Below are 13,425 nucleotides of genomic sequence, written 5' to 3' on the forward strand. Positions count from 1 at the left end.
TTATCTTTCCGTATCTAATTTGGTTACTTCCTGTGCAATGGTTTCATAGAATGTTCGTCTATCGGCATCCTGTTTAAGAAGTTCGTGTATAATGCTTCCGTCTTTGAAAATCAGAATACGGTTAGCAAAACTTGCAGCGTATGCATCATGTGTGACCATTAGTATAGTGGTATGCAATTCTTCATTTGCTTCTTTCAAAGTTTTTAATAATTCGGTAGCAGAGTTTGAGTCCAATGCTCCTGTCGGTTCATCAGCAAATAAAATACTTGGCTGTTTTACAATGGCTCTTGCCGCCGATGCCCGTTGTCTCTGCCCGCCAGACAGCTCGTTTGGATATTTGTCTAACTGAGAGGCAATGCCAAAGCGTTCTGCTAAACTTCGCACCATTTTTTCGATTTTTTTATGCGGAAGCTTTTGTAAAGTGAGTGGAACAGAGATGTTTTCTCGGATGGTAAGGCTGTCAAGTAAAAAGTATTCCTGAAAAATAAATCCAAGATTATCCCTGCGGAAATCCGCTGCACCTGTGTCGCTCAATTGTTTTAAATTAACACCATTAATTACAATGCTGCCACTTGTAGGGGTATCAATAGTGGAAAGAACATTAAGCAATGTAGTTTTTCCAGAGCCAGAAGCACCCATAATAGCGATAAATTCACTTTCTGCTACATTGAAAGATACTTTATTTAGGCTTGGACGTTGCCCTTTGGCATAAATTTTTGTTACCTCATTTGCTTTTAATAATGTTGCCATATTTTAATCTCCTTTTCGTTTGATGGTTTCATTGTACTTTTTCTGGTCAAAAAGCGAATGAGTAAATCAGGCAATTTTTTTTATCGTATTGTCTGTTGGTGTGATAAAGGAGATAAAATCTATGATTTATGATGAATGGGTGTTTCACGATGTGGAACATATTTATTTGCAACTTATAAAAAAAATAAGGTGTGCGATTTATAGTGGACAACTTTCAGCAGGCGAAAAAATCCCATCTGTTCGAGAAATGGCAAAGATACTGCATATCAATCCGAATACTGTTATGAGGGCTTATAAGATTGTGAGTAATGATAAATTGATTGTGTCATACCGAAACGGTCAATATTCTGTAACCACAGATGAACAGTACATAGCAAAGAGCGAGAGGATACTGCAAAGGTACTTTGTTGTTCTTACTTCGATAATATGTTTGCATTAGGATTTTCCAAAGATGAAGCAATAAGATTTATTCAAGACTATTCTAAGAGATTGAAACTACGGACTAATTTACAGTAGTAGAATGAAAAGGACAGAGAACACCATGAAAAAACGATTATCTAAAAAAACTTTGATTTCTGTATGTACGTTGATTGCTGCTTTGATTATTTGGACTATGTGGAGCAATACAGCTTTGATGTTGAGTACGGTTGTTATTCGGCAAATTAAACGCTGCCGTTTCCATCAGATTAAAACGGGTCTTTCAGAGCACCTAACGATGGGATGAAGCATATATTTTTGGACGCTTCAGGCACGTTATTTTATGAGAAAAAACCATCATGCAGATTATCTTACATGATGGTTTCTAAAGCTATCCGAGTTCACAGTCATTGATTGCCTGCATGACGGCATCGGCGGTTATGATATTTAAATTTGAGCTGTTTCCAACCAACAGACTTGCATTACACAGTTTGTTGATCATACGTGGGGTCCCATTCGCTGCATTGAGGATTGCTTCCAGTGCATTGTCTTCGAATACCGTTTGTGTGCATCCTGCGCCATTCAGCTTGGCAGTAACATAGGAATGTCCTTCTGCTTTTGTCATACCTTCCAGGTTATAATTCATGACAATCCTTTGGCGGAAAGGTTCGTGGATGCTCAGGCGCAGGGTGCTGTTGAGCTGTGGCAGACCAGAAAGAAGAACAACTGCCCGGTCTTTGGAATCCATTTCAAAGTTGAACAGCATTTTTAAGTCATTGAGCACTGCGTTTCCGATATAGTTCGCTTCATCTATGATAATGACAGGCGTCTGTCGTTTTTCAAGTACGAGACGGTTGATCTCATCCTGGATGATCTTGAAGTTATCGGTCTTGCGGAATGCAGGCTGGGCTCCGAGCTCAGTGGCAAGGTTCCGGTAAAAATCATTTACGGTCAGGGTGGAAAGACTGGAATACATCACTTTATAAAGGGAAGTGTTCAGTCCCGAAGCCCAGTTCCTGACTGCGGTGGTCTTTCCCCTTCCGGCGCTTCCGGTGAGGAGCCCGAAACCTTTTGTGGTAAGCAGGTAGTCCAGCCGGAACAGAACCTCCTTGTACTCCTGTGTTTCTACGAGGACTTCCTTTGAGTTTTTCAGGAAAGGATTGAATTCCAATCCGTATCTTGCAGTATAATCCATGCTCATTCGTCTCCTTTACATAAGTGTACTTTTTCTCTTTTTATCAATGCGTTTTCCGTTTTGTTCAGAAGTCGGATCGGGGTTAGTGTTCCATCCGATTCCACGATGAAGATCTCTTTCATATCCGGAGAATAGCGCAGACGGATGCGCTGCCGTGCAAAACGGTAATCAACTTCGTATTCAATCTGGTCGATGACGATCACACTGTCAGCAGATACCCGGCGTTCAATCTCCAGAAGGAAGTTTTGGGTGATGTCTTCCTCAGAAAGCCTGCGGATCTGTTCCGGTTCCGAAAAGAAGCGGTCCTGTGGGGACAGCCCGTGGAGGGAAGAATGGGGGGATTGGTTGTATCTCTGGACAAAAGCATGCAGGCTTCCCCTCAGTTCTTCCAGTGAATGGAAATCCCGCATATCAAGGGCTGCCATCCACTGATCCTTCATGGTCCGGAACCATCGCTCGATCTTGGCTTTTCCGGTAGGAGTGTATGGCTGGCAGTAACTGAGTGTTGTACCGATCCTTGCAGCCAGGAGTTCCATTTGTTTGTTCTTATAAGATTTCCCATTGTCAAAGTTGAAAACTTTGGGGCGCCCGTACTTTGCTATGGCTGATCTCATAACGGACATCAGATTGATAAAGTTATCATTGTAGAACACATCGATCCCGGTAATGAACCGGCTGGCATCATCGATCAGGGCAATGATATAGACCCGGTGTTTTTTTCCGTCCGAATCTGTAAGGCGGGGACCGACACTGCTGTCCCCGCACCAGACTTCGTTGATATGGGGGCGTTCATATCGGCGCATATCCTTGTTCGGTGTCTGCCGCAGTTCCGACTGAAGCCGTTTCACAAAGCGGCTGACGGTGGATTCGGATACCTGTCCGTTTATTACAGAGCCATCGGATTTCAGCTGCCTGTAAATAGCGGCCGCAGACATGCGTGGATAGTTGGTCTTGAAATACCGGATTCTCTCCTGAAGTTCTTCGTCAAGCTTGCGGCTCATGCCGGCATCTGAGCGCCCTTTCGGGACGAGACCTTCAAAACCATGGTTCTGATAGTCCAGATACCATTTTTCAATGGTGGCGGGAGCATAATGATGGAGCTTCCCGTCGGGTCCCATGAGTCCTTTTGCAGAAATTTCCGTGTAAAAAGCGGTCTTGCTTGGATAACGTTCATCAAGTCCTGCAATAATCGGTGCGATGGTGCCATAGCGCATCAGTGCGATTTCCTGTTGTTTTTCTTGTTTCATAGATTTCATCTGCCTCCTTTTTCTAAAGGATAAGGGATAAAACCAGACCTGTCGTGTAAGGTTATGTTGGCAGGATAAAAAGTTTATTGGAGGTTGATTTAATCTGCATGAACTGTCTGGAAAAGAGGGAAAAACATCCTGAAATCAGGCTGGGGATATCGGGGAGGTGAAGCCTCATGGAGAGCAACCGTTGCTTCCAATGTAAACGGTAGTTCCGGATGATGGATTTCAGGTTGTTTTCATCCACGAGGTACTGTTCTGCCAGTATGTTTTGGAATCCGGTCTCATGCTCATAAGCATGGATCAGACGGACGTGCAGAACCAGAGGGATCTGGGAATACGGGATCATGGATGAAAGTAACAGCGCATGGGTATGCCCACATGCTTTGCAGTACACACGAACAACAGAAAGGGAGATGATTCTGTCAGCAAGCTGGACACTGCGTTTATAAGAGCCATGGCGGATGAGACAGCCGGAGTGACCGCAGGTACATGAAATAAGGTTCAGATCGAGAGAATCCATTGTTTTATTGTAAAAATCCTGAGAAATAAGGTTGTAGTTTTCTGTATTAACTGTTATCATAGGTATGCATGAATGTAGCGTAAGCTATGTTTGGGTGAAAGCAGAAATCGAACTTTGGTCGGGGAGGTTTCTGCTTTTTATTTCGTGGTTACAAAACCATATGATAACACAAGAGGTCTCAGGATAAAATAATCTGATGGAAAATACGTCAGATTCCTTTATGCCAGGATCTCTTTTATTTTGCATGAAAAGTAAAAAATCGGTTTGTTATAGTGTAGCTGATAATATACGGTGACTGTTTCAAGCAATCGTATCCCTGCCGCATTTAATGGTTTTCGGATAGCTCAAATATCCGACCTGCACAATGCAGTGTTCGGAGAAGACAATAGAAGAAACCGAAGCTGAAGCAATCCGAATTATATTTGATAAGTTTGCCAATTCAGACATAGGGCTTGGCGGAGTTGCAAAATATCTTAATTTGCAATGTTGATTCAAAAGATAGAGGAATTGTGTGGAGAGGTAATCACATATAAAACAAATTTAGTAAAATGCCTTCCTTTAACAGAGGAACAAAAATTGCGTTATCCTAATAGAAAAGAAATCGATAGTTGTTTTGAACATTTGGTTGGTGAAATTCAGGCAATGTCTCCGAAAATAGTTTTTTTGTTGGGAGAAAAAGAAAATTGCTTAACAGCTTTTCAGATCAGGTGATGCTGCATAAATCCTCAAATAATCCTTGCAATAAAAAAGTACAGCAATTATAATATAAATACAAAAGCCGGATGTGGAGGCTGACTTCTGAAAACAAAGAAAGGAAGTATAAAAATGGCGAAAATTTTAATCAGTCCGTCCAAATATTTACAGGGTGCGGGAGAAATGAAGAATCTTGGAACTTATGCTGCAAAGAGCGGAAAAAAAGCGTTGGTTCTGATCAGTAAAGGCGGATATAAAAGAATCGGTAAAACGATCGAAGAGAGTTTTGCTGAGAGTACCTGTGAGGTGATTTTTGATTATTTTAACGGAGAATGCTGTAACAGTGAGATTGATCGTCTGGTAAAGATCGTAAAAGATGAGCAGTGTGATCTTACTATTGGTATTGGTGGAGGAAAGATCTTTGATACAGCGAAGGCAGTTGCATACTATGCGGGAACACCGGTATTTATCTGTCCGACGATCGCATCTACAGATGCCCCTTGCAGTGCTTTGTCTGTTATTTATACAGAAGAAGGAGTTTTTGAAAAATATCTGTTTCTTCCGGCGAATCCGAATCTTGTTCTGATGGATACAGATATCATCACCAAATCGCCGGTTCGTCTTACTGTGGCTGGTATGGGAGATGCACTGGCAACATATTTTGAGGCAAGGGCATGCAAGAGAAGCGGAGCAACTTCCTGTGCAGGAGGTAAGACAACAGAGGCTGCCATGGCACTGGCTGAACTTTGCTTTAATACCTTGATGGATGAGGGCGTAAAAGCTAAGATAGCTCTGGAAGCAGGCGTATGCACACCGGCAGTTGAGAAAGTGATTGAGGCTAATACACTTCTTTCTGGAATTGGTTTTGAAAGTGCAGGACTTGCAGGTGCACATGCGATCCATAACGGATTTACTGTACTGGAAGAATGCCATCATATGTATCATGGAGAAAAAGTTGCATTCGGAACCATCACACAGCTGGTACTGGAGAATATTCCCCAGGAAGATCTGGAAGAGATCATCTTATGGTGCATTGAAGTAGGACTTCCTGTTACTCTGGCAGAGCTTGGAGCTGGGAAGGTAACTGATGAGCAGCTTATGGAAGTTGCCACAACTGCATGTGCGGAGAATGATACACTTCACAACATGCCATTTGAAGTTACACCGGAAACTGTATTTGCAGCAATCAAAGCGGCAGATGCATATGGAAGATATTACCTGGATGAGGAATAAACAGATAAAAAGTAAATAGCTGATATAAAAATTGCAATCTGCAGAAACAAGAGTTATCAAGTATTGTTATCCTGCAGGTTGCTTTTTTCTATGTATGGCTGTAATATAACAGAAAGATCAGTAAATATTGGAACAGAAAATATACGGAGGAATATTTGTGGCAAAAAAACGAAAACCCAAAATGGAGCTTCGATATTATAAGATGCCGGAGGGGAGCCCCATCCTTGCATTGCTTGGACAGAAGGGGGTTCAGAATTATGGGAACGATATCGATTATCTCCATTTTCATAATTATCTGGAAATCGGATTCTGCTATGAAGGACAGGGATTTATGATACTTGGAGAGGATAAGGTACAGTTTCATGACCGGGAATTTACGGTGATCCCATCCAATTATCCACATACCACAAACAGTGATATCGGAACTATCAGCCGCTGGGAGTATCTTTATATTGATGTAGAAGGATTCATGGATAAATTTATTAATAATTCGGTAAAAAAAGAAAAAATCGTTCAGCGGATCAACTCCAGATCACTTTTTCTGAATGAAAAAGAAAACCGATCCATGGCAGGTAAGATCCTTAAGATCCTGGATATCATGCGGGATGGAGAGGAATTTTATCTGGAAGAAGCTAAGGGAGTTTTGGCATCGCTTCTTGTGGAAATCGCAAGGATAAACCGGGATTCAGGCGAAGAACGTTACAGCGAAGGCAGAGGAAAAGTCATGGATATGATCTCTAGGTTTCAGGATTATATTTCTGATCATTACATGGAGGATCTTCGTATTGACGAACTGGCAGAATACTGTCATATCAGTGAAACTCATTTGCGCCGGATATTTACGACTTATATGAAGATGAGTCCGCTGGAATACATCAATACGATCCGTATCCAGGCGGCCTGTGATTATCTGAAAAAAACAGATCAGCCAATTGCAGATATAGCACATAAGTGTGGTTTTATCACCAATTCCACATTTAACCGGAATTTTCGTCAGGTTACGGGAATGACACCTCTGGAGTGGAGAAAACGTCCGGAGAACTATGAACAGCAGCTTCTTAAGTTTGACATCCATTCAGAGGAAGGCTGGTAAAACAACAAAGCCAGATCTGTGGATCTGTCACGACAGAATAGAAATATCAGACTGTATGCGGATCGGGCAGATAGAAAGAGGTAAGAAATGTACGATTACAGGATTGTGGAGCAGGTCTCCAGAAAAAAGAAACATATGTCAGGAGCTCTCAGAAAAGTAATGGTGATCTTTGCGGCAATTTTTGTACTGATGGGTATCACGATCTCTCAGGCATTTATGCTTCCGGGATTTCTTCTGGCGCTGCTTTACTTTGCTTATGACATATTCAGCCAGAGAGACTATGAATATACTATGGAAAACGGACAACTGACCATAGATGTGATCTATGGAAAAAAATATCGTAAAACAGCTCACGTGCTGAATCTTGAGGAGATGGAAGTGACAGCACCTCACTATCATGAAAAAGTGGCAAAATATAAAAAGAATACCGGAACGGAGAAACTGAAAAAATACGATTATACCTCTTATGAAGATGATGTGCCTTACTATACCATGATCATTCAGGAAGATGGACGTAAAATAAAACTTCTTCTGGATCTGACAGAGGAAATGCTGCATACGATGAAAACACAGTTCCCTGAAAGGGTTTATTTTGCATAATATGTAGAAATGTTTGTGAAATATGTATGAAAAACAATATGAAATTTTATGAAATAGAAACAAAAACCTTCTTTTTTGACGAAAAATGTTTGCATAATGACGAAAAAGGAGGCTTTTTTTGGCATCCTGACGAATATAAAAAAAGGAAACCATCAAAATGCATATTTTTTATGGAAATATAGCGGAGTAATAGTGTATAATTAATAAAATGGTTGAAAATGCATATTATATGAACGGTTCTGCAAACTACGGCCGGAATGCGGGTGCTATAATACACTCATAAGCAAACGGGAAGTGTTTAATAAAGGAGGAAAAGTAAATGAAGAAAAAATTACTCGCAGTGTTAATGACAGGTATCATGGCAATGTCTTTTGCTGCAACAACTACAGCAGTATATGCAAAAGGTAATGATGATAACACACTGACCGTATGGGCGTGGGATCAGAATTTCAATATCAAATCCATGAACATTGCTGGTGAGCAGTATGCAAAGGATCATGAGGGTTTTAAGGTGGATGTTGTCGAGACATCTTCTGATGACTGCCAGACCAAACTTACAACAGCTGCAAACGCCGGAGATTACAGTACACTTCCGGATATCGTCCTGATGCAGGATAACAGCTATCAGAAATATCTGAAGAGCTATCCGGACGCATTTACAGATCTGAAAGATATGGATATCAACTGGGATGATTTCGGAAAGCTGAAACAGTCCTACTCCATGATTGATGACACACATTACGGAGTTCCGTTTGATAACGGTGCAGCAATTGCCTGCTATCGTACAGATATCCTGGAAGAAGCAGGATATACCATTGATGACCTTACAGATATCACATGGAGTAAATTCATGGAGATCGGTAAAGATATTCATGAAAAAACAGGTAAATATCTCCTTACAAGTGAAGCAACAGGCGGCGATACTCTGATGATGATGATCCAGTCCTGTGGAGCAAACTTCGTAAATGATGACGGAGAGGCTTATATCGTTGGCAACGATGTAGCAGAAAAATGTGTAGATCTTTATGTGGATCTTGTTAAGAACAATGTTGTTAAATTAGTAAATAACTGGGATGAGTACATTTCTACGATCACAGGCGGAGAGGCTGCCGGTATCGTTAACGGTAACTGGATCACAGCTACACTGATGGGAACTGAGGATCAGAAGGGTCTGTGGCAGATCACAACAATACCGAAGGTCGATGGCGTTGATACAGCTACAAACTATGCAAACAACGGTGGATCTTCCTGGTACATTACATCCAATTGCAAGAATGTAGAGCTCGCTGAGGACTTCCTTGCAAGTACATTTGGTTCCAGCACAGACTTCTATGATACGATCCTTCCGGAAACGGGTGCGATTTCCTGCTACCTGCCTGCTGGTGAGTCTAAGGTTTACAATGAGCCAAGTGAGTTCTTTAATGACCAGCCGATCTTTTCAACAATTGTAGAGTACTCTTCACACATTCCGGAATTTACAAAAACTCCGTATCATTATGAGGCAAGAGAGTGCATCAACACAGCTGTTGTCAATATCGTAAATGGCACAGACAAAGAATCTGCACTTCAGGAAGCACAGGATACACTGGCATTCAAGATGACAGAGTAAAGCTGAAATATTAAAGAAATACATAGCAGGGGACTGCATGCAGTCCCTTGTCTTATGTAAAGGTTTAGATGTTTGAAAGGAGGAGTTCCTGTGAATTCCAAAAAAAGTGGCATGTCTCTGGTAGCGAAACAGAGAGCGGCGGGCTGGATCTTTCTGGCACCGGCAACGATCATGATCGCTGTCATGAGTTTTTATCCGATGATCCGTGCATTTATCATTTCTTTACAGACAGGTGCCGGAGCAAACATGAGGTTTGCGGATCCGATCTTCAGTAACTATAAACGTATCATGATGGATAAGGTATTCCAGCAGTCCATCGTCAATACTTTCCTGTATCTTATTATTCAGGTACCGATCATGCTGGTCCTTGCGATCCTGCTTGCACAGCTTCTGAATAACAAGGATCTGAAATTTAAAGGCTTTTTCCGTACATGTGTATTTCTTCCATGTGCAACATCTCTTGTATCTTATTCTCTGATCTTCCGTTCTATGTTTGCAACAGACGGTCTGATCAACAGCATCCTGATCAAACTTGGAATTTTAACAACTGGCTATAATTTCCTGGGTAACTCCACAAGTGCAAAGATCGTGATCATCATCGCACTGATCTGGAGATGGACAGGATATAACATGGTGTTCTATCTGGCAGGTCTTCAGAATATTGAATATTCTGTATACGAGGCAGCAAAGATCGATGGTGCCAATGGCTGGAAGACCTTCTGGAAAATTACCGTACCACTTCTGAAACCAACAATTATCATGACATTTATTATGTCGATCAATGGTACACTGCAGTTGTTTGATGAGTCTGTCAACCTGACAAAAGGTGGCCCGGCGAACTCAACCATCACAATGTCCCATTATGTTTATAATACATGCTTCATCAACGTGCCAAACTTCGGATATGCGGCAGCAATGTCATTTATCATATTTATCATGGTAGCGATCTTGGCCTTTATCAATTTGAAAGTAGGTGATACACGTGACTGAGAAAAAGAATAAATCCGCAATTCAGAGAAGATTGATCCCTACATATATTTTTCTGATCATCGTATCATTTATCTCTGTATTTCCACTGTACTGGATGATCTCTGCGGCAACCAATACATCCACAGATGTATCCAGAGGCCGTATCCTTCCGGGTACATATTTTATGCAGAACTTTAAAAACCTGACTGCACAGCAGCCGCTGTGGAGAGCTCTTGGAAACTCTCTGTTTTATGCAGTTCTTACTACAGTGATCTGCCTTCTGATCTGTTCTATCGCAGGTTATGGCTTTGAGGTATATCATGACAGATGGAAAGACAGACTGTTTTCCATCCTGCTTCTTGCCATGATGGTTCCGCAGGTTGCAACGATGGTTCCTTTATTTAAGATGTTTTCAAAAGCCGGACTCTTAAATACAGCGGTAGGCTTTATCCTCCCGATCATTTCCACACCATTTATGATCATGATGTTCCGTCAGAATGCCAGAGCATTTCCTATCGATATCATTGAGGCAGCACGGATTGACGGATTAAGCGAGGTAAGGATCTTTTTCCAGATGTTTATCCCGACTATGAAATCTACTTATGCGGCGGCAGCAGTTATCACATTTATGAATGCATGGAATTCCTATCTGTGGCCGAAGGTAATCATGACAGATAATAAGGCGATGACCATGCCGATGCTGATCGCCAATCTGATCACAGGATATGTAACGGATTACGGCATGCTGATGTGCGGCGTATTATTCTGTTCCATTCCGACCATGATCGTATTCTTCGTATTACAGAAACAGTTCGCAGAGGGTATTACTGGAGCTGTAAAATAATTTTAAAACAAAAAGGATGCTGCTGAAATCTTTAGGTATATTGTATAATATGCTTTAACTGAATTATGCAGTATCCTTTTCTTAACCAGAGCAGTTGTCTGGTATAAAGCTTCGTAGCGAAGCGGATGCTTTTATCCGCTTGATGCGAATCAAATCATAAGGAGATAAAAAAATGGCAGAGCAGATCAGATATGACCATTATCTGCACGGCGGCGATTACAACCCTGAGCAGTGGCTGGACAGACCGGATATTCTGAAAAAAGATATCGAATATTTCAAAAAAGCTCATATCAATACCGTTTCCATGGGAATGTTTTCCTGGGCAGTGCTGGAGCCGGAAGAGGGAAGATATAACTTTGACTGGCTGGAAGAAGTGATCGATAATCTGTATAAAGAAGGAATTTATACGATACTTTCCACACCATCCGGAGCAAGACCGAAATGGATGGCAGATAAATATGAAGAAGTTCTTCGCATGGATCCGGATCGCACAAGAAGATTTTTCGGTGGAAGACATAATCACTGTTATACTTCTCCAGTATACAGGGAAAAAGTCTACAATATTAATAAGAAGCTTTCTGAACGTTTCGGAAAACATCCCGCAGTGCTTTTGTGGCATATTTCCAATGAATATGGCGGAGAATGCCACTGTCCTCTGTGCCGGGAAAAATTCCGGGAATGGCTGAAAGAAAAATACGGAACCATCGAAAATTTAAATTCCAGCTGGTGCACAACGTTCTGGAGCCATACCTATAACAGCTTTGATCAGATCGAAAGTCCTTCGCCAAAGGGGGAAAATGCTCTTCATGCACTTACCTTGGACTGGAAACGTTTTGTTACAGACAGGACTGTGGATTTTATGAAGCATGAGATTTCTGCGATCCGTGCAGGTGGTTCCGAGCTTCCGGCAACCGCCAATCTGATGTATGACTACAACGGACTGGACTATAAAAAATTTAAGGATGTTATGGATATTGCATCCTGGGATAATTATCCAAGCTGGCATAAAAAAGATAATTATACCACAGCGTTGGACGGAGCCATGCAGCATGATCTTATGCGAAGCATCAAGAAAGCACCGTTTCTTCTGATGGAATCCTCTCCCTCTGCGACCAACTGGAAGCCTATCAACAAGCTGAAAAAACCAGGAATACATCTGGCTGCCTCTCTGCAGGCAGTTGCCCATGGCTCAGACAGTGTTCTGTATTTCCAGCTTCGTCAGAGTCAGGGAGCCTCTGAGAAATTCCATGGTGCGGTGATCGATCACTACGGTGGGGATGATACCCGTATTTTCCGCGAAGTGACAGAGGTAGGAGAATCGTTGGGGCAGATCCGGGAAACTGCTGGAAGCGTGACGAAGTCTCCGGTGGCTGTTCTCTATGACCGGGAAAATGACTGGGCGCTGAAGGATGCGCAGGGGCCTCGAAACGAGGATATGCATTATCAGGAAAATGTGCAGAAACAATATCGTGCCCTCCGAAGAAAAGGCTATAATACAGACATCATCAATATGGAACATGATCTGTCCCAGTACCGTCTGGTAACGGCACCGATGGCCTATATGTTTTATCATGGATATGCCGAAAAGCTACGCACTTTTGCAAAAAACGGTGGTACTTTGGTAATTTCCTACTGGTCCGGACTTGTAGATGAAACAGATAAATGCTATCTGGAGGGAACCCCTCACGGACTGATGGAAGCAGCCGGTATCCGTGCGGAAGAGATCGATGCACTTTATGACTGGGAAGAAAACGCAGGTATCCCGGAAACAGGAAATCATCTCAGGATTACAGAAAGCTATACCTGCAAAAATCTCTGTGAGCTTGCAAAGGTTTCCGATGCGGAAGTGCTGCTGCGTTATGGAAAAGATTTCTATCAGGGGTATCCGGTGCTGACTCACAAGAAATACGGAAAGGGCCATGTTTACTATGTAGCGGCAGATATGGAAGCAGCCTTTTATGAGGACTTTCTGGGAAGGGCAGCAGAGGAAGCAGGCGTGAAGATGCCGCTTACATTTATACCGGAAGGTATTTCTGTGACAACCAGAGAAAATGAGGATACGGAATATCTGTTTATCCAGAATTTTGGAGAAAAGACAGAAACAGTTTCTGTCCCGGGGGATTACGAAGTTCTCTACGGATCAACAGATGAAAATATGGCTCCGCTTGCCACCAGGATCTTAAAGCGGAAAAAATAATCACAGTAAAAAAACGCAGCAAAAAGTATAAAGCATATTTGTTTTCGGACGGTAT

At 42.0% G+C, this 13,425-nt stretch carries 14 protein-coding genes; 10 read left to right on the top strand and 4 right to left on the bottom strand.

What is annotated here, in order from left to right:
* Complete coding sequence (locus V9W66_RS15930; RefSeq protein ID WP_144093850.1) at nucleotides 1-750, bottom strand: ABC transporter ATP-binding protein; 750 nt, start codon at nucleotides 748-750, stop codon at nucleotides 1-3.
* A gap of 121 nt (nucleotides 751-871) precedes the next feature.
* Here V9W66_RS15930 and V9W66_RS15935 point away from each other — a divergent pair, with 121 nt between their 5' ends.
* Both V9W66_RS15935 and V9W66_RS15940 read left to right on the top strand, forming a co-directional pair.
* On the top strand, nucleotides 872-1,189 hold the full coding sequence (locus V9W66_RS15935) for a GntR family transcriptional regulator (protein ID WP_144093849.1): 318 nt from the start codon (nucleotides 872-874) through the stop codon (nucleotides 1,187-1,189).
* Nucleotides 1,190-1,291: 102 nt separating this feature from the next.
* Entirely contained in the window at nucleotides 1,292-1,474 is a 183-nt protein-coding gene (locus V9W66_RS15940; protein ID WP_144093848.1) for a hypothetical protein, read from the top strand.
* Nucleotides 1,475-1,558: 84 nt separating this feature from the next.
* Here V9W66_RS15940 and V9W66_RS15945 read toward each other — a convergent pair whose 3' ends face one another.
* Genes V9W66_RS15945 through V9W66_RS15955 form a run of 3 tightly spaced genes read right to left on the bottom strand, consistent with a single transcriptional unit; the run spans nucleotide 1,559 to nucleotide 4,192 of the window.
* Nucleotides 1,559-2,362 (bottom strand): ExeA family protein, encoded by an 804-nt coding sequence (locus tag V9W66_RS15945; protein WP_243125600.1) that lies wholly within the window; start codon nucleotides 2,360-2,362, stop codon nucleotides 1,559-1,561.
* Nucleotides 2,363-2,364: 2 nt separating this feature from the next.
* A complete protein-coding gene (locus tag V9W66_RS15950) occupies nucleotides 2,365-3,618 on the bottom strand; it encodes a DDE-type integrase/transposase/recombinase (RefSeq protein WP_243121639.1) in 1,254 nt (417 codons plus the stop codon).
* Nucleotides 3,619-3,670: 52 nt separating this feature from the next.
* Nucleotides 3,671-4,192 carry a hypothetical protein gene (locus V9W66_RS15955; protein ID WP_242828381.1) on the bottom strand — a complete coding sequence of 174 codons (522 nt, stop codon included), beginning with the start codon at nucleotides 4,190-4,192 and terminating at the stop codon, nucleotides 3,671-3,673.
* Nucleotides 4,193-4,615: 423 nt separating this feature from the next.
* Here V9W66_RS15955 and V9W66_RS15960 point away from each other — a divergent pair, with 423 nt between their 5' ends.
* From V9W66_RS15960 to V9W66_RS15995, 8 genes are all read left to right on the top strand, one after another.
* Nucleotides 4,616-4,843, top strand: a complete 228-nt coding sequence (locus V9W66_RS15960; protein WP_144095886.1) for a uracil-DNA glycosylase family protein — start codon at nucleotides 4,616-4,618, stop codon at nucleotides 4,841-4,843.
* 114 nt (nucleotides 4,844-4,957) lie between these two features.
* Nucleotides 4,958-6,058 carry a glycerol dehydrogenase gene (locus tag V9W66_RS15965; RefSeq protein ID WP_144095888.1) on the top strand — a complete coding sequence of 367 codons (1,101 nt, stop codon included), beginning with the start codon at nucleotides 4,958-4,960 and terminating at the stop codon, nucleotides 6,056-6,058.
* A 157-nt stretch (nucleotides 6,059-6,215) separates the two neighbouring features.
* Entirely contained in the window at nucleotides 6,216-7,151 is a 936-nt protein-coding gene (locus V9W66_RS15970) for a helix-turn-helix domain-containing protein (protein WP_243121835.1), read from the top strand.
* Between the two features lie 87 nt (nucleotides 7,152-7,238).
* Nucleotides 7,239-7,751: a hypothetical protein gene (locus tag V9W66_RS15975; RefSeq protein ID WP_144095891.1), complete on the top strand. Its 513-nt coding sequence runs from the start codon at nucleotides 7,239-7,241 to the stop codon at nucleotides 7,749-7,751.
* A gap of 319 nt (nucleotides 7,752-8,070) precedes the next feature.
* On the top strand, nucleotides 8,071-9,360 hold the full coding sequence (locus tag V9W66_RS15980) for an ABC transporter substrate-binding protein (protein WP_144095893.1): 1,290 nt from the start codon (nucleotides 8,071-8,073) through the stop codon (nucleotides 9,358-9,360).
* A 90-nt stretch (nucleotides 9,361-9,450) separates the two neighbouring features.
* The gene (locus tag V9W66_RS15985) at nucleotides 9,451-10,350 is read left to right on the top strand and encodes a carbohydrate ABC transporter permease (protein ID WP_022426329.1); all 900 of its coding nucleotides are present in this window, start codon (nucleotides 9,451-9,453) and stop codon (nucleotides 10,348-10,350) included.
* Nucleotides 10,343-11,173: a carbohydrate ABC transporter permease gene (locus tag V9W66_RS15990; protein ID WP_173723223.1), complete on the top strand. Its 831-nt coding sequence runs from the start codon at nucleotides 10,343-10,345 to the stop codon at nucleotides 11,171-11,173. The genes V9W66_RS15985 and V9W66_RS15990 overlap by 8 nt, the downstream gene beginning before the upstream one ends.
* Nucleotides 11,174-11,345: 172 nt before the next feature.
* Nucleotides 11,346-13,370 carry a beta-galactosidase gene (locus V9W66_RS15995; RefSeq protein ID WP_144100545.1) on the top strand — a complete coding sequence of 675 codons (2,025 nt, stop codon included), beginning with the start codon at nucleotides 11,346-11,348 and terminating at the stop codon, nucleotides 13,368-13,370.
* Nucleotides 13,371-13,425 lie beyond the last annotated feature (55 nt).

Origin of the sequence: Blautia massiliensis (ex Durand et al. 2017) (assembly GCF_051861785.1) — a bacterium.
In the GTDB taxonomy this organism is placed as follows: domain Bacteria; phylum Bacillota; class Clostridia; order Lachnospirales; family Lachnospiraceae; genus Blautia_A; species Blautia_A luti_A.